Here is a 16,170-nt window from a genome sequence, read left to right as displayed (position 1 = left end):
CGCAGGCTCCTCATTGCGGCTTGAGGCCGAGGTCTTTGTAGACAGGGTGCTCGCGGCAGCCGAGTGCGATGGCCGCGTTGGCCGCGGCGAGGGCCTCGGCGCGGCGGCCCAGGCCCAGCAGGGCGGCCGCCCAGTCGGCCAGGTACGGGCCCTTCGTCTGGTCGAGCTCCACGGCGCGCCGCGTGGCCTCGACGGCGTCGGCGAACTTGCGCTGGCCCGTGAGGGCCACGCCCAGCCCGTTCCAGTAGGAGGCGTTGGCGGGGTTGCGCTCGATGGCCCGCATGTAGGCGGCGGCCATCCGTTCCCACTGCTTCTGTTCGCGCGCCGCTTCGGCCTGCACCGCCAGCGTGGCTTCATCGCGGGCGAGCGGCTCGGGCTCCTTCGGCCCTTCCTTGGCAGCCGGCGCGGGTTCCTCCTTCTTTGGCGGCTCGACAACGAAGGGAGGCTCGACCACCTTCGTTGGTTCCTTGGCCGCGGGGGTCGGCTCCTCTCTCTTCGGAGGTTCGACCACAGTCGGCGGCTCTACGGACTTGGTGGGTTCCTTGACCGCAGGCTCGGGCTCCTCCTTCTTCGGCGGTTCGACAACGATGGGAGGCTCGACGGACTTGGTGGGCTCCTTGACCGCGGGCGCTGGCTCCTCCTTCTTCGGCGGTTCGACAACGAGCGGAGGCTCCACCGCATGGGTCGGTTCCTTCTTAGGCGGCTCGACCACCACCGGGGGGTCCACGGACTTGGTCGGCTCTTTGACCGCGGGCGCCGGTTCATCCCTCTTTGGCGGCGGGACCTCGACGACGATCGGCGGACGCCCGGTCACCCGAACAGGCGGCTCGCCGGGCTCCTCCTCCATTCGCTCCTTGAGGGCCTCGGCCGGGCTGACCTGGGTGGCGCTGGCCCGCCCCGATGACCTGCCGAGCGAGGAGAGCTTCTCGCGCCACCAGCTCAGGGGCTTGAGCGCGAGGGCCGCGCCGATGCCGCCGCCCACGAGCAGCACGGCGGCGAGGGCGATCCACTTGCCGTGTCCCGCCCGACGCCCGGGCGCGGAAGCCGGCGGGCGCGGGGCTGCGGGCGGCGGCACGGGCGCCTCCGGCTGTCGGGGGGGCAGGGCGGCAGCGGAGGGGGGCGGTGCGGGCCTCAGTGCCGCGGGCGGGGCCGAGGGCGCGGGCGGCGTGGGCCGAGGCGCGGCGGGCGGGCGGCGCACCTCCACGGTTGCGGCCAAGGGCGGCTCGGGCGGCGGAGGGGCCGCCGCGGGACGCGGCGCCACGGGGGGCGGCACAGGGGCCTGAGGCGGCTTGGGCGGCGGCACTGCTGCCACGGGCGGCGGCGGCGTGGGAGCCTGCGCGGGCGGGGGAGGGGGGCTGCCGGGCACGCTGGGGGGCGGCGGGGCCGCTGGCCCTGCCTGCGCCACGGCGGCGCCGCACTGCGTGCAGAACCGTTCCTCGCCCTTCAGCGCCGCGCCGCAGCGACCGCAGGTTCGGGGTACGCTCATTCACCCGCCTCCTGTTAGAAATCTGGTGATCGCCCCATACCCACAATTGTAGGCGGGCCGTGGGCCGTGTCAAGCCGGACGCGACCAGGAGGGCTTGACTCGCCGCGCGGGGTGTGCTAGAAGCGCAGTAGGGGGACGCCGCGGACGGAGGCCCCGCATGCGCCACGCGGCGCCGACCTTCGCCGTTCTCGTCGCTCTCCAGAGCCTGGGCTGCCCAGCGCAGAAAGCCGAGCAGGCCGCCATGAACCATGCAGACCGCGCCCACAAGAACCGCCTCGCCACGGAGCAAAGCCCTTACCTGCTCCAGCATGCGTCGAACCCGGTGGACTGGTATCCGTGGGGCGACGAGGCGTTCGCGCTGGCCCGCCGGCTGGACAAGCCGGTCTTCCTCTCCATCGGCTACTCGACCTGCCACTGGTGCCACGTGATGGCCCACGAGTCGTTCGAGGACCCCGAGGTGGCGCGGCTGCTCAACGACGCCTTCGTGTGCATCAAGGTGGACCGCGAGGAGCGTCCCGACGTGGACGGCGTGTATATGGCCGTGTGCCAGGCGCTCACGGGCAGCGGCGGCTGGCCGCTGACGATCGTGATGACGCCCGACAAGAAGCCGTTCTTCGCCGGCACATACTTTCCCAAGGAGTCGCGCTTCGGCCGCATGGGCCTGGTCGAGCTGGTGCCGAGGATCCGGGAGACGTGGCAGACGCGGCGCGGCGACGTGGTGAAGTCGGCCGAGCAAATCGCCGCCGCCCTGGCCGCGCGCCCGCGGCCGCCGGCCGGGGGCGACGTGGGCGCGGCCGCCCTCGACGAGGCGGCCGAGCAGCTCGCGGCCCGCTACGACCCCGAGCACGGGGGTTTCAGCGACGCGCCCAAGTTCCCCACGCCGCACAACCTCTTCTTCCTGCTGCGCCACTGGCGGCGCACGGGGCACGCCGCCTCGCTCGACATGGCCGTGAAGACCCTTCGGGCCATGCGACTCGGGGGCCTCTGGGACCACGTGGGCTTCGGCTTCCACCGCTACTCGACCGACGCCCGCTGGCTGCTGCCGCACTTCGAGAAGATGCTCTACGATCAGGCGCTGCTGGCCATCGCCTGCACCGAGGCGTTCCAGGCCACGGGCAGCCTCGAGTTCCGCGACACGGCCCGCGACATCCTGGCCTACGTGCTGCGCGACCTCGCGGCGCCCGAGGGCGGCTTCTACTCGGCCGAGGACGCCGACTCCGAGGGCGAGGAGGGCAAGTTCTACCTCTGGTCGGTGCCCGAGGTGTCGGCCCTGCTCGGCCCCGAGGACGGCGATCTGGCGATCCAGCTCTTCCGCCTGGAGCCCGAGGGCAACTTCGTAGACCAGGCGCACGGCGTGCGCACGGGCCTGAACATCCCGCATCTCGCGGCGCCCGTGCCGCCCGAGCGGCGCGAACGCGTCGAGGCGATTCGCCAGAAGCTCTTCGCCGCGCGCGAAAGGCGCGTCCGCCCCCACAGGGACGACAAGGTGCTCGCCGACTGGAACGGGCTGATGATCGCGGCCTTGGCCCGCGCGGCGCAGGCCTTCGACGAGCCGCGGTACGCCGAGGCCGCCGAGCGGGCCGCGGCCTTCGTGCTTCGCGAGTTGCGCCGCCCCGACGGCCGCCTGCGCCACGCCTGGCGCGAGGGCACGCCCTCGGCCGCGCCCGCCCACGCCGACGACTATGCGTTCCTGGTGTGGGGCCTGCTCGAGCTCTACGAGATCACGTTCGACGCCGCGCACATCGAGACGGCGCTCGGCCTGAACCGCCTGCTTCTCGAGCACTACTGGGACGCAGCAGACGGCGGCCTGTTCTTCACCGCCGACGACGGCGAGAAGCTGCTCTTCCGGCAGAAAGAGGTCTACGACGGCGCCGTGCCCTCGGCCAACTCGGTGGCCATGCTCAACCTGCTGCGCCTCGCGCGCATCGCGGGCGACGCGGCGCTCGAGGAGCGCGCGGCGGCGATCGGGCGGGCCTTCGCGGGCGACGTGGCGCGCATGCCCTCGGCGTTCACCCAGTTCCTGTGCGCCGTGGACTTCGCGGTGGGGCCGTCGCACGAGGTGGTCATCGTCGGGCGCCCGGGCGCCGACGACACGCGCGCGATGCTCAAGGCGGTTCGCGAGGCGTTCGTGCCCAACAAGGTCGTCCTCTTCCGCCAGGCCGACGAGGCGGCGCCCGCTATCGCGCGCATCGCGCCCTACACGGCGGCGCAGCGGGCCCTGGACGGCAGGGCCACGGCCTACGTGTGCCAGGGCGGCGCCTGCCAGGCACCCGTCACCGCGCCCGCCGCCATGCTGGCAGCTCTTGGTGTGTCCCCCCGGTGAATGTCAGAGAAACGACGCGGGGGAGGAGAGGGCAAGCCTCTCCTCCCCCGGTGTGTGTTGGGAACGGTGAGCGGGCTTAGAACTCGGTGCCCTTCGCCGCGGGCGCGGCCTGGGCCGCCGCGGCAGCCGTGTAGCCGAGGATAGCGTTGGCCTTGTCGGCGCCAACGGCCTCGGTGACCTTGGCCCGGCACGCCGCTTCGGCGTCGGCGACCTTCTTGTTGTAGGTGTCAATGGCGGCGCAGACGGTCGCGAAGTCCTTCTTCTGCGCGTCGGTCAGCAGGTTGGCGGCCATCTTGGCGTCGGCGTCATCCGTCTCGGTGCGCACCTGGCGGAACAGGGGCGCCATGCGGCGGAACTGCTCGGGGTCGGGCCGGCCGCCGTCGGCGCCACGCAGGTTGGCGAACTGGGCGCGCATCTTCTCGCGCACGGCGTCGCGATTGCCGTCGCGGATGACCTCGATCTCCTTGCGCTGGTCGTCGGTGAGGACGAAGCAGGTGCGCAGGGCGTCCATCTTGCGGGTCGGCACGTCGCCCGGGCGCATGCGGAAGAAGCGCTGATTGGGGTCGGCCTGGGCGACGACCTTATCGGCGCCCTGGCTGGTCTTGACCTTGGCCAGCACCTCGCGCAGCTCCTTCTCGGCGGCGGCGATGGCCTCGTCGCGCTCGGTCATGGCGGCGATGGCCTTCTCGTACTTCGGCTTCTCCTCGTCGGGCAACAGAGCGACGATGCGGGCGAGGAACTCCTTGTTCAGGCGCCTGCGCACCTCGGCCATCGCATCGTTCTCGGCGAAGGCGTACTCGATCTCGAGGTTTCCGAGGGCCGCCTTCTTGTCGTCGGCCAGAGTCGCGAGGCGCCGGGCCACGTCGAAGAGGTCGGCCTCGCGCGGGCCGCCCATTCCCGGGAAGCCGCCAGGGCCGCCGCGGAACCCGCCGGGCCCGCCCCCCGGGCCACCCTGCCGACCACCGGGTCGGCCGCCCTGCCGGCCGCCTTGCTGGCCGGCTTCGCCCGCCATAAGCGTCGAAGCCCCAAGGGCTACCGCGATCAACGCCAGCCACACGCTACGCATCGCACACACTCCTACCCAGGTGAACAGGGCTCACGGGAGCGGCCCCTACTTGCCGTCTCCTTCTTCTCTCTAGATTCCCCTCGGCGGCGGATTGCTGCACCGCCCGCTTGGGGCTGTGGGCCCTGGGGCCGGGAAGCGGCTTGCCCTCCCGAGGCGCTGCGCTATAATAGGGGCGCCAGCATGGGGCGCGGCGCGCCCCGCTTTCCAGGGCATGGCCGGAGGACTTCGGCGATGATTGGCAAGCAGATCCGCCTCGAGCGCATCATTGACCGCAATTCGAACCGCACGGTGATCGTGCCGATGGACCACGGGGTGACGGCCGGCCCGATCGCCGGCCTGGAGTGCATGCGCGAGACGATCAACCGGGTGGTGGAGGGCGGGGCCAACGCCATCATCATCCACAAGGGCATCGTGGCCAACGGCCACCGCCGCAGCGGCAAGGACGTGGGCCTCATCATCCACCTCTCCGGCTCCACCTCGATGAGCCCCGACCCCAACGCCAAGGTGGCCGTGTGCACCGTCGAGGAGGCCCTCTGCCTGGGCGCCGACGCCGTCTCAGTCCACATCAACCTCGGCGCCAGCACCGACGCGGCCATGCTCGCCCACCTGGCCGACGTGGCCCGCGATTGCACCCGCTGGGGCCTGCCGCTCGTGGCCATGATGTACACGCGCGGGCCAAAGATCGAAAACCAGTTCGACGTCAAGCACGTCAAGCACGCGGCCCGCGTGGGCGCCGAGCTGGGCGCCGACGTCGTCAAGTGCGTCTACACCGGCGACCCGCAGTCGTTCGCCGAGGTCGTCAACGGCTGCCCGGTGCCCGTCGTCATCGCCGGCGGCGAGAAGATGGACACCGACGAGCAACTCCTGGCGATGGTGGAGGGCGCGTTGAAGGCGGGCGCGGCGGGCGTGTCCATTGGCCGCAACGCCTTCCAGCACGACAGCCCCCAGGCCATCGTCCGCGCAATCGGCATGATGGTCCACGGCCGACAGTCCCTCGCCGCGAGCCTGGAGTTCCTCGACCGCTCCAAGGCCAAGTAGGGCGTGCATACTTGCACGCGGGCCCCGGGACGGGTAGGAGACCGCGAATCGCGCGAATCTACGCGAATCAGAACCCGAGAACCGAAAACCGTTTCGAGGACGACGACGAGGACGATTCATGAAGAAGGTATGGGTGCAGGTGGACCCCTGGCGGAAAGAGCTGGTCACCGCCGCGCTCGAGGCGGGAGCCGATGCCGTGGTGCTGCCCGAGGGCTGCTCGGCCCAGGCCAAGGCCCTCGGCCGCATCGCCACCGTGGCGCCCGACGGCGACATCCGCCTCGGATCCGACGCGGTCCGCCTCGAAATCGCCAGCAAGGGCGACGAGGAGCGCGCCGCCCGCTGCCCCGCCGCGACCGTCATCCTCCAGATGCGCGACTGGACGATCATCCCGTTGGAAAACCTCCTCGCCCAGCGCGAGGGCATCTTCGTCGAGGTCCGCCGCGCCGAGGACGCCCGCGTGGCGACCCAGATCCTCGAGAAGGGCGCCGACGGCATTGTGCTAGTCACCGATGACCCCGCCGAGATCACGCGCACGTGCGCCGCCGTCCGCGAGCATGGCGAACGCCTCTCCCTCGTCGCGGCCACCGTCACCCGCGTCGCCACCCTGGGCATGGGCGACCGCGTGTGCCTCGACACCTGCACCGAGATGCGGCCCGGCGAAGGCATGCTCGTGGGCGACGCCAGTTCCGCCTTCTTCCTCGTCCACGCCGAGACCATCGAGACGCCCTACGTCGCCACGCGGCCCTTCCGTGTGAACGCGGGCGCCGTCCACGCCTATGTGCTCTGCCCCGAGGGCCGCACCAAGTACCTCGACGAACTGAAGGGCGGCGACCCGTGCCTCCTCGTGCGGCACGACGGGGCGACGCAGGTGGCCTACCTGGGGCGAAGCAAAGTCGAGCGGCGGCCCATGCTGCGTGTCGAGGCCGAGGCCGGCGGCAAGGTCGTTTCGCTCGTGCTTCAGAACGCCGAGACGATACGCCTCACGCGGCCCGACGGCACGGCCCTTTCCGTCGCCGTGTTGAAGCCCGGCGACCAGGTGCTCGCCCACCTGGCCGAGGGCGGCCGGCACTTTGGCATGGCCGTCAAGGAAACGCTCAAGGAGCGGTGAGCGCCGAAGCGGCGTGGTGTTGGGGGCAAGAGGCGGTGGAGCCTGTGGGCGGGGCCTCCGTGCCCCGCGTGGTCAGGAGTGTCGCCTGTTGGGGGCGCTTGGACCTGTGGTCGGGGCGTCTCTGCCCCGCGCCTTGTGGCCTGAGGCGCAGCAGAGGCCCATCCCTCGCCCTTGCCCCGCCAGAGGAGTAGGTGGCGATGAGGTGTGCGCTCTTCCTGCCAGCCATCACCCTCTCGCTCACCGTCGCCTTCGCCCAGGAGCCGAGGATGACGCTCAAGACCGACCGGCCGGGGAACCTGTTCGCATTCGGGCAGAAGATCTCGGTCCAGGTTGAGGCGAAGGACGCCGAATGGCATGTGACCGACCTCGACGGCGCCGAAGTGGCAAAGGGCAAGGGGGCCATCGAGATCGCCAACCTCCCCCACGGCTATTATGAGCTGGTCGCCAAGACCGGTGAGCAATCGGCGAAGCTGCCCTTCGGCGTCGTCGCCGACCACTCGGCCTCGCCGCCCCCCTCGGGCCGCCTGAATGTGGACGGTGCAACGGCGTGGCTCGAACGCCACGGCCGCCACGAGGCCATCGCGCAGATGCTCCGCACCGTCGGCATCGGCTGGGTGCGCGAGCGCTTCTCCTGGGCCGGCACCGAGCCTGAGAAAGGCAAAGTGACTTGGCAGCAGTACGACGCCACCGCCGATGCCTTCACGAAGCACGGCGTCCGCGTCTACCAGATCTTCCACGACAGCCCCGCCTGGTCGCACGCGGGCAAGAAGAACACGCGGAACCCCGCCGACCTGCGCGACGCCTATGCCTTCGCCAAGCGGCTCGCCGAGCACTACAAGGGGCGCGTCCAGGCCTGGGAGGTGTGGAACGAGCCCGACATCTTCTTCTGGCCCGACCTCTCCGACACGTTCGCGGGCCTTCAGAAGGCGGCCTACCTCGGCTTCAAGGCGGGCGACCCGACCCTGCCCGTGCTCCTCGGCTCGTTCTGCCGCGGCCACTGCGCCTTCGACGAGAATCTCTTCGACGCCGGCATCCGCGACTACTTCGACGTCTTCAACTGGCACATCTACGCCCCGCCCGAGCAATACCCCGCCACGCTCGCCCGCTACCTCGAACTGCTCAAGCGCCATGGCTGCGACGAGCGCCCCGTCTGGCTCACCGAGGCCGGCATCCGCCTCACCGCCACCGAGCCCGACGGCGAGATCACCGCCGCCGACGAGCGCCGCCAGGCCGACTTCGTGCCCAAGAGTTTCGCATACTCCCTCGCCGCGGGCACCGACAGCCATTTCTTCTTCGTCCTGCCCTACTACCTCGAGCACGGCGTGCAGTTCGGCGCGCTGCGCAAGGACCTCTCGCCCCGCCCCGGCTTCATCGCCATCGCCGCCGCGGTGGACATCCTGGGCGAGGCCCGCTTCCTCGGCCTCCGCCAGGAGGCCGGCCTCACCACCCTGGCCTTCCACAACGGCAGGGAGCGGGTGCTCGTGGCCTGGAGCAATGCCTCCCGCGAGGTCGAGTTGCCCGTGGCGGCTCAGAAAGTGGTGGTGGCCAACTGCGTGGGCAAGCGCAACGAGCGCGAAGCCGCGGGCGGGACGCTCAAGCTCCCCCTCAGCCCCTCGCCGCAGTACATCATCGGCGTCGGCGACGAGGCGCTGAAGGGCCTCGGCGGCACGGCCCGGCCCCAGGGCAAGCTGCCCGCCAACCAGCCCTCGCCCATCGTCCTCCGCGCCCAGGCCCAGGTGCCCACGCTCGACAAGGACAGCGATTCCTACGTGATCGGGGACGAGCCGTTTGCCTACGCGGTCGAAGCCTGCAACTTCGGCGAGAAGGCAGCCGCCGGCCGCATCGCCCTTGAGCTCCCCGCCGGCTGGCAGGCCGAGCCGGCCGAGGCACCCGTGAGCCTCGAACCGATGGGCCGCCTCGTCAGCGACTTCCGCATCACCCCCGGCACCGTCGCCCTCGGGCCGCAGCGGATTCGCGTGAAGCCCGCCTTCGGCGACCCGCGCGTCGCCCCCGCCGTCTCCTCCTTCCGCTTCGACCTCGCGCGCGTGAAGCCCACGAAGGAACTCGGCCTCGGCCTCGACGACCCGGCGCGCTGGCAGAAGAACATCTCGGGCAACGGCACGATGGAGATCGGCGCTGTGAAGGATAGCGGCGTCCGCTTCGAGGCCACCTTCACCGCCCCCGGCGACCGCTGGTGCTATCCGAGAAGCGACTTCGGCCGCCCGATGGACTTCTCGGCCTACCAGGCCATCTCCTTCGAGTACCGCTGCCACGCCAACGACGACGCCACTGCCGTCCGCCTCCAGCTCATCGAGCCCAACGGCGCCTGCTACCTCACAGCCACCGGCTGGAAGGCCCGCAAGGACTGGACCCGCGCCACCGCCGCCTTCGCCGACCTCGCCTGGGGCAGCTACTCGCCCCGTGACCCCAACGGTGCGCTCGACCTCAAGGCCATCCGCGCCCTCATGATCGGCCTCAACACCCCCCGCGACGCCGCCTGGCTCGAAATCCGCAACGTAAGGCTCGTCCAGCTCGCGCAATAGGCCGGATCGCCGATTCTCGGCCTTCCACCCATACTGGCTCATCGCCCGGACAGGCGCCGTATGGCTGGAGCCGCCAGAATCGCCCAATCTCGCCTTTCCACCCATACTTGCTCACTTCCTCCCCCCAGGGGTGAGCAAGTATGGACGCATGTCCCTGAACCACGCAGCCCCGCCGACGCCCCTCCGCTCCCCAGAAGGTCACCGCCGCCCACAACGGCTTAGCATTTCGAGGCTTACGCTTCCAGAGGCGCACGCACTCGACGAGGCCCCGCCTCTTATCGCCTGCGACAGCCTTTGGGAGTGCGGCGCGCAGCGCCGCTTCGGGTGCCCGAACAAGTCGCACGGACGCACACGGGCAAGCACGGACGGGCAGACTTGTCGCCGCGGGCGCCTGTCCGCGTCAGTCCGTGCAGGCCCGCGTCGTTTTCCCTGCGGTCTGTGTCAGGCGGGTCGCTCGTTGCTACCGGGCTGCTGCCGGCCGCCCGGCGGCTGGCCGCCGCTCCCCAGGTCGCGGAACAGCCGGGCAATGTCGCGCGCCCCGAAGGGAATCACGAGAAGCGCCATGGCGAAGAAGCTGCCCATGCCGACAATGCACGCCCACTTCCAGAAGGTGACCCAGCCGCTCACGGTTGCGCCTCCGCAGGGGCCGCCGCGGGCCTCTTGTCGGGGAACAGCCACGAGAAGACGATGAAGAGCACGGCGCACAGCGCGTAGTTCCCCAGCCCGCACTGGCCCATGAGCACCGTGCTGCCGGTGAACCAGTCAGGCAGGAACACGATGGGCACCGAGGCCAGGCCGCCCAGCAACCCGGCCAGTGCGCCCGCCGACGAGGCGCGCTTCCAGTACATGCCGCCGATCAGGATGACGATGGCGCCGCACAGGTACACGCTGCCGGTGACGGCCATGTAGTTCCACACGCTGTCGGGCAGCTTGTACCACACGCCCCACACGAGCAGGAAAACGCCGATGCACACGATGATGATGCGGGTGATGCGAATCTGCTCCCGGTCGCTCAGCTCGCGGCCGCGCAGCGGCGCGATCACGTCGCGCGCGATCACCGAGGCCCAGCACATGAAGTAGCTGTCGTGGGTGGACATGAGGGCCGAGACCATGCCGGCGAGCACGAGGCCGAGGAGGCCGGCCGGGATGATCTTGCCGAGGAGCAGCGGCGCCGCCTGGTCGGCGTGCACGCCCTTGCCCCGCAACCCCTCGGGGAAGAAGTGCCGCGCCAGCTCCTGGTTCTGGCTGATGAAGCAGAAGGCGGCGATGCCGAAGAGCGCGGGAATCGCCAGCCGGATGAACTGGCCGGGGGAGCCGTAGAGGAAGGTCCGCCGCGCGGTCTCGGGGTCGCGCGCGGTGAGCGTGCGGCTGGCCTCGGGCGCCCAGCACAGCGCCGCCGCCGCGAAGTGCACGAGCATCCAGGCCACCCAGAAGCCGCCGTACGAGCCGGCGGCCAGGGGGTTGAACGCCGCCTCGCCGCGGTAGGCCTGCCACGAGGCCGTGATCTTGCCCCACCCCAGCTCGGGCCGCGTGAGGCAGTAGAAAACGCCCAGGCCAAGCCCCAGGGCGAGGAGCACGAACTGCGTGTAGTCGGTCACGATCACGGCCACCATGCCGCCGGTCACCGTGTAGAGGAGCACGATGGCGAGGATGATGGTCATCACGATGTTCACCGTGAGTTCCTGGCGCGCCAGCGTGGCGCGCTGGCGGGCCATGTGCTCCTCGGCGATGCGGGCCGACTGGGCGGGGTCAGCGGCCTTGGCCACGGGGGCCCTGTCTGGCGCGTCGCCCTCCACCACGATGTGGGTGACGCCCGCCGAGCCCAGACCGGTGGCATACGTGATGAACGTGGCGCCCATCTTGGGGAAGAGGCCCATGTTGAGAATGCCGGCCAGGGCGCAGATGACGCCCGCCACGACCCGCACGCGGCGGCTGTAGCGCAGTTGGAAGTACTCGGGCAGCGTGGTGAGCTTCGCCGCGCGCAGCCGGCGGACCACGAAGCCGGTCGAGCCGATGAAGAGGCCGATGGCCATGCCGATGACGCCGAGGATCATGTAGGCGAAGCCGCGGTTGAAGCCGTCTATGGCCGAGTACATGATGGTCACGAGGCAGAGGCCCGTGGCCACGAAGGTGGCGACGTTGAGGGCCGGCCCCGCCGAACGCCCCGCGACCATGTAGTCGGCCACGCTGTGGACGTAGCGGTTCACCCACACGCCCAGCGCGCCGATCGCGCACAGATAGACCGCCACGATCCACCAGTCCAGCGCGGTGAAGTTCGTCGCGAAGATGCTCATGGCGTGCGCGTCCGAGGGACCGGGGACGGTCGGCTTGCGATGGCGGCATTGTGCCACGGGGCCGCGGCGGCGTCAAGATCACTTCTTGCCCACGCGGGCCTCGGCCCAGGCGGCGCTGCCGACGAGCCAGCGCGACGCGCTGCAATCGGCCTCCAGGCGCAGGGTCTTCACGCCCTGAAGGTCCACTTCGACCGCCACGGGTTTCGAGTTCCACTTGAGCCATTCGGAGCTGTAGAGGCGCTTGTCGTCGCCATGGACCACGAACTGCACGCGCTCGCCGCGGTCGCGGGCGGGCGTGGCCTCGAGGTCGTCCTCCAGGTCAATGCCCACGGTGGCGCGGAAGACGGCATACTGACCGTCGAGCTGGTATTCGACCTTCGAGGGGGCGCGGACGCCGAGGCCGCGAGGGAAGCTCTTGCCGCCGATGGTCAGCGGGTTGCCCTGGTGCGAGCGGTCGTAGCCCACGAGGCCCTTGTGCTGGTCCACGAGCGACGGCATCAGGTCGCTGAGGAACAGCTCGTCGGGCGCGGGAGTGGGCAGGGTGCGCAGCGTGGGGACCTTCTGGGGGACCGTAGCGGCCCGCGCCGCGTCGTCGCCGAGGAACTGGTAGCGGTCGTCCAGCTCCCAAGCCTGGTCGAAGAAGCCCACGCACAGAAAGGTCTCGGGCGACACGGTGCGGGCGTCGAAAACGCCGTAGTCGAACCAGTCGTAGTTGTCGTAGGGTCCCCAGCCGAGCCAGTTGCCGAAGCGGTTGTTGATCTGGTCGAGCGCGCTGGGGGAGAGGCCGGCGAAGATGACCACGTAGCGCTCGGGGTTGAGGGGATTCGGGTAGCAGAGCTTCACGCCCACGTCGTCGCCCTTGAAGGTCTTGTTACCCACCCTAACCTCCCGCAGGTTGCCAACCTGCGGGAGGTTGAGGGGGAGCTTGGGGGCGACTTTGGCAGCGAGGGCATTCGCTGTGGGGCCCCCGTAGAGGACGAGGTGGTGCGCGGCCACGTCGGCGTCGGTCACCGCCGTGTCGTCCTTCACGCGGGGGCGGCAGTGATAGAGGCGCTCCCAGTCGCGGGCCTTGGCCTCGACCTCGCGGGCGATGACCTCGCGCTCCCAGGGGTCGGGCGACGTGGTGCCGCGCACGAGGAGGAAGCTGCCGAGGAAGGCGTCGGCGACTGGGCCTTCCAGGCCCTTGTGCTTCGCCAGGCCGCGGGGAAGTTCGCCAGCGGACCACTTGCCGCGGGCGGAGCGAACGAGCGTGGCCTCATGGCCCTTCACCCGCACCTCCTGCCCATCCACCCTGACCTCCCGCAGGTTTGGAACCTGCGGGAGGTTGGAGAGGGAGAAGGCGGCGATGTTGGAGGTGGCGACCTCGAAGCGGCCGTCGCCGAGGTGGCGGGCGTCTATCTCGGCGAACTGGAGCGGCTCGGCGAAGCGCAGGATGCGCACCCAGTAGGCGCCGTCGTGCCGCAGGCGGGCCGTCCTGTAGCGCACGCGCTCGGGGGCGGGCTCGCGCCGCTGGGCCAGCATCCAGTCCCAGCGCTTCGCATAGAAGTCGTTGGGAAAGCCCCAGTGGCGCACGGTGGGGAACTCGTGGTACTGCACGGGGCAGCCGAGCTTCGCCGCCGCCTCGGCCATGTTCCGCGAGTTGGCCGCGGGCACCACGTCGTCCATCGCGCCGTGGGCGGCGAGGGCGGGCAAGTTGAGCAGGTTGCCGGCGTAGGCCACGGGCTCGATGCTGTCGAGCAGCCAGTGGCGCAGCTCGGCGAAGCGGGGCGGCATCTCGTAGCGCACGCGGCGGCGCTGCGGCTTCCAGGCGTCCCACGCCCGCCGGTCGGCGTTGCCGCACACGGGCGCGATGGCCGCGAAACGACCCGGATGATGCACGCCGAGGTGCCACGAGCCGGTGCCGCCCATCGAGTGGCCCTCGACCACGATGCGGCCGAGGTCCACCCAGTAGTCGCGCACCACGTCGTCAATCGCCGCCAGCACGTCGTCCTCGGCCAGGAGCATGTAGTCCTGGCTGCCGCGCCCGTGGGGTGCCAGGGTGAGCACCCCGTTGTCCACGCGGGCGGGGTGGCCCTGGAAGGGCGCGTACCAGCCGTGGCCGTGGAGGGTGACGAGCAGGGGGAAGGGCTTGTCGGCCCGGTAGTCGCCCGGCACGCCGAGCGAGTAGCTCTGGAGCGAGCCGTCGGCTTCGGAGCGATAGGAGCGCAGGATCGTGCCGCGGCGGTCGCGGAAAGGGTCGTTGCCGGCCGTGAGGGCGCGGAAGTCGTTGCTGAGGCCCTGGAGCGCGCGCGTGGCCTGCGTGGCGGCGCCAAAGAAGGAGTAGACGTCGGCCAGGCGGTGCTGCCAGTGGGCCACCTGGGTGCGGAGCCACCCGAGCTGGCGGACCAGCGGGCCGCCCAGAGCCATGCGCTGGTCAATCTGGTCGCCGAGGGCGGCGAACTGGCGGAGCACGTTGTCGGCGGACACCGTTGTGCGGCGGTCGAGCGCCGCGTAGTGCTCTGCCGCGTCCCGCGCATACGCTGCCTGCTCCTCCGTCCACTCGGCGGCCTCGAGCGTAGCGGCGAAGACGTGCATTCGCCGGTTGTAGGGCAGCGACAGGGCCTCGAGGGTCTTCTTGGGGTCGAGGCCGACCCGCACGAGCCACAGGCGGGGCGCCGTCTCCTCGCGCACCATCGTGCGCCGTTCGCTCGACCAGGTGTAGCGGCAGGGCGCCTCGAAGGCCACGCGGTCGCCTTCGGCCGGCTTCTGGCACCAGTCGCGGAGCGCCAGCTCGGCTTCGGCCGGGCCTTCCTTGTAGGCCAGCGACAACACGTCGCGGAAGCTGCCGTTCTCGGAGGCGCCGACGAGGTGGAGCGCCGTGTAGCGCCCCGGCGGCACCTCGAGCCGCTGGCCGTTGCACGACACGTTGTTGAAGTCGCCCCGCTCCTTGCTCGGGAAGAGAAAGTGCACGCCGTCGAAGGAGAACTTGCTGCCCGTGGCGGGCAGGTTCTCGGCGGGGAAGACGGAGCCGGGGATATCGGCCGCGTGGTCGGGGCAATCGAAGTTGCCGTCGGAGCGGCGTTGGGCGTCGGCGATGGCGTCGTTGTCGAACAGCGCCTCGAGCTTCAGCGGCACCTGCCCCTTCACGCCCCAGGCGTCCTTCGGCTCGGCGCCGAGTGCGGCAGCGGCGATGGCAGCGAGTATGCCGGCGATAGCGCGCATGCCTGCCCCTCAATGCCCGGTGGCGGAGATCACCCTTGGCGATCAAACCAGCCACGGGATGGAAAGTCAAGCGACGTAGTCGCGGATGAGCTTGACGTTGGCGGGCGGCGTCTCATAGGGCAGGGCGCCCGTGCCCAGCAAACAGTTGGGGCGCGTGGCCGCGAGGGCGAGAATGCGGTCCACCTCGCGCACAATCTCCGCCTGGCTCCCGTGTGCAACCGTGTGCGGGTCGAGGTTGATGCGCACCTTGACGTGCGGATGGCTCGCCGAACGGGCGACGAAGGCCGCCTGGTCCGTCTCGGCCGGGCAGATGACGTAGCCCGTGCCCGTGGCCAGGATGTCGCCGAGGATCGGCTCGGTGTCGCCGCCGATCACGCACGGCACGGGGTGGCCGGCAATGTCCGCCGCAATCGCCATCGCCCGTCCGAGAGCGGGCAACTCGACCTCGCGGAACTGCCGCGGCGAGAGCAGGGGAGGGGCGGCGGCGGATTCGAAGAACGCCACGTCGAGCCCCGCCTCGGCCACGGCCTCGCAGAAGGCCGCCTGGTTCTCGGCGAGCCAGAGCAGCCATTCCCGCGTCGCGCTCGGCTCCAATGCGACATCCTCCAGCAGCCCGCTGACGCCGCGCAGGCTGACGGCGATGGAGAAGGGGCCGCTGACGGGGATGCGCACGTCGGCCTCGGGCAACTCGCGTGCGAGGCGCCGGCCGACGCCGAGCACCATCGGGATGCGCCCGTCGCGTCGCGGGTCCAGGGGCCGCAGGCGCCGCGCGGCGTCGAGCGAGTTCACCAGCGGCTCGGCAATCGCCGGGATGCCGTTGCCCCCGGGCTCCACCACGCGCCCGCCATAGGCCTCCGCCTCCAGGTTGTAGAGGTCAATGCCCACCACGACGGGCGAGTGGCGGTACTCGCGCCAGGCGGCCCGGTGCGCGGCGAAAAGCAGGTCCGCATCACGCGACACCTCCCACGGCGTCCGCCCGATCAGCGCGGCCGCGTGCTCGTAGACCGAAGGAGAGAACGGGATTCGCACAGTCATCGCCCCTCGGCGCACCGGGACGTCCTCCCACCTCCGGTGCCCACGCTACCATGCGCAGGCTCGGTTGGCAAGCGCG

The 16,170-nt window shown here is 70.8% G+C and carries 10 protein-coding genes; 4 read left to right on the top strand and 6 right to left on the bottom strand.

Features of this window, described 5'->3' with window-relative positions; genetic code table 11:
* Positions 1-10: 10 nt before the first annotated feature.
* On the bottom strand, positions 11-1,486 hold the full coding sequence (locus PLE19_15035; GenBank protein HPD16265.1) for a hypothetical protein: 1,476 nt from the start codon (positions 1,484-1,486) through the stop codon (positions 11-13).
* 241 nt (positions 1,487-1,727) lie between these two features.
* On the opposite strand from PLE19_15035, the gene PLE19_15030 reads away from it, so the two are divergent.
* Complete coding sequence (locus PLE19_15030; protein HPD16264.1) at positions 1,728-3,809, top strand: thioredoxin domain-containing protein; 2,082 nt, start codon at positions 1,728-1,730, stop codon at positions 3,807-3,809.
* Between the two features lie 76 nt (positions 3,810-3,885).
* Here PLE19_15030 and PLE19_15025 read toward each other — a convergent pair whose 3' ends face one another.
* Complete coding sequence (locus PLE19_15025) at positions 3,886-4,704, bottom strand: Spy/CpxP family protein refolding chaperone (GenBank protein ID HPD16263.1); 819 nt, start codon at positions 4,702-4,704, stop codon at positions 3,886-3,888.
* Between the two features lie 402 nt (positions 4,705-5,106).
* Here PLE19_15025 and PLE19_15020 point away from each other — a divergent pair, with 402 nt between their 5' ends.
* The 3 genes from PLE19_15020 to PLE19_15010 all read left to right on the top strand — a co-directional run bounded on the left by PLE19_15020 (position 5,107) and on the right by PLE19_15010 (position 9,564).
* A complete protein-coding gene (locus PLE19_15020; protein HPD16262.1) occupies positions 5,107-5,913 on the top strand; it encodes a 2-amino-3,7-dideoxy-D-threo-hept-6-ulosonate synthase in 807 nt (268 codons plus the stop codon).
* Positions 5,914-6,031: 118 nt separating this feature from the next.
* Positions 6,032-7,021 carry a 3-dehydroquinate synthase II gene (locus PLE19_15015; protein HPD16261.1) on the top strand — a complete coding sequence of 330 codons (990 nt, stop codon included), beginning with the start codon at positions 6,032-6,034 and terminating at the stop codon, positions 7,019-7,021.
* Between the two features lie 197 nt (positions 7,022-7,218).
* Positions 7,219-9,564 (top strand): NEW3 domain-containing protein, encoded by a 2,346-nt coding sequence (locus PLE19_15010; protein ID HPD16260.1) that lies wholly within the window; start codon positions 7,219-7,221, stop codon positions 9,562-9,564.
* A gap of 441 nt (positions 9,565-10,005) precedes the next feature.
* On the opposite strand, the gene PLE19_15005 is transcribed toward PLE19_15010, so the two are convergent.
* From PLE19_15005 to PLE19_14990, 4 genes are all read right to left on the bottom strand, one after another.
* Positions 10,006-10,191 (bottom strand): hypothetical protein, encoded by a 186-nt coding sequence (locus tag PLE19_15005; protein HPD16259.1) that lies wholly within the window; start codon positions 10,189-10,191, stop codon positions 10,006-10,008.
* A complete protein-coding gene (locus PLE19_15000) occupies positions 10,188-11,858 on the bottom strand; it encodes a sodium:solute symporter family protein (GenBank protein HPD16258.1) in 1,671 nt (556 codons plus the stop codon). The genes PLE19_15005 and PLE19_15000 overlap by 4 nt, the downstream gene beginning before the upstream one ends.
* A gap of 78 nt (positions 11,859-11,936) precedes the next feature.
* Positions 11,937-15,059: an NPCBM/NEW2 domain-containing protein gene (locus tag PLE19_14995; GenBank protein HPD16257.1), complete on the bottom strand. Its 3,123-nt coding sequence runs from the start codon at positions 15,057-15,059 to the stop codon at positions 11,937-11,939.
* Positions 15,060-15,125: 66 nt separating this feature from the next.
* Positions 15,126-16,088, bottom strand: coding sequence for a uroporphyrinogen decarboxylase family protein (locus PLE19_14990; protein ID HPD16256.1), 963 nt, complete (start codon positions 16,086-16,088; stop codon positions 15,126-15,128).
* Positions 16,089-16,170: the final 82 nt, after the last annotated feature.

The organism is Planctomycetota bacterium (assembly GCA_035384565.1).
GTDB lineage: Bacteria > Planctomycetota > PUPC01 > DSUN01 > DSUN01 > DAOOIT01.
Note: the sequence above shows the minus strand (reverse complement) of the source record. Positions and strands in the feature narration are given on the sequence as shown.

Bases quoted from the DNA above. Each gene is read 5' to 3' on its own strand.
- PLE19_15035 (HPD16265.1), bottom strand. From the start codon at position 1,486: ATGAGCGTACCCCGAACCTGCGGTCGCTGCGGCGCGGCGCTGAAGGGC.
- PLE19_15030 (HPD16264.1), top strand. From the start codon at position 1,728: ATGAACCATGCAGACCGCGCCCACAAGAACCGCCTCGCCACGGAGCAA.
- PLE19_15025 (HPD16263.1), bottom strand. From the start codon at position 4,704: ATGGGCGGCCCGCGCGAGGCCGACCTCTTCGACGTGGCCCGGCGCCTC.
- PLE19_15020 (HPD16262.1), top strand. From the start codon at position 5,107: ATGATTGGCAAGCAGATCCGCCTCGAGCGCATCATTGACCGCAATTCG.
- PLE19_15015 (HPD16261.1), top strand. From the start codon at position 6,032: ATGAAGAAGGTATGGGTGCAGGTGGACCCCTGGCGGAAAGAGCTGGTC.
- PLE19_15010 (HPD16260.1), top strand. From the start codon at position 7,219: ATGAGGTGTGCGCTCTTCCTGCCAGCCATCACCCTCTCGCTCACCGTC.
- PLE19_15000 (HPD16258.1), bottom strand. From the start codon at position 11,858: ATGAGCATCTTCGCGACGAACTTCACCGCGCTGGACTGGTGGATCGTG.
- PLE19_14995 (HPD16257.1), bottom strand. From the start codon at position 15,059: ATGCGCGCTATCGCCGGCATACTCGCTGCCATCGCCGCTGCCGCACTC.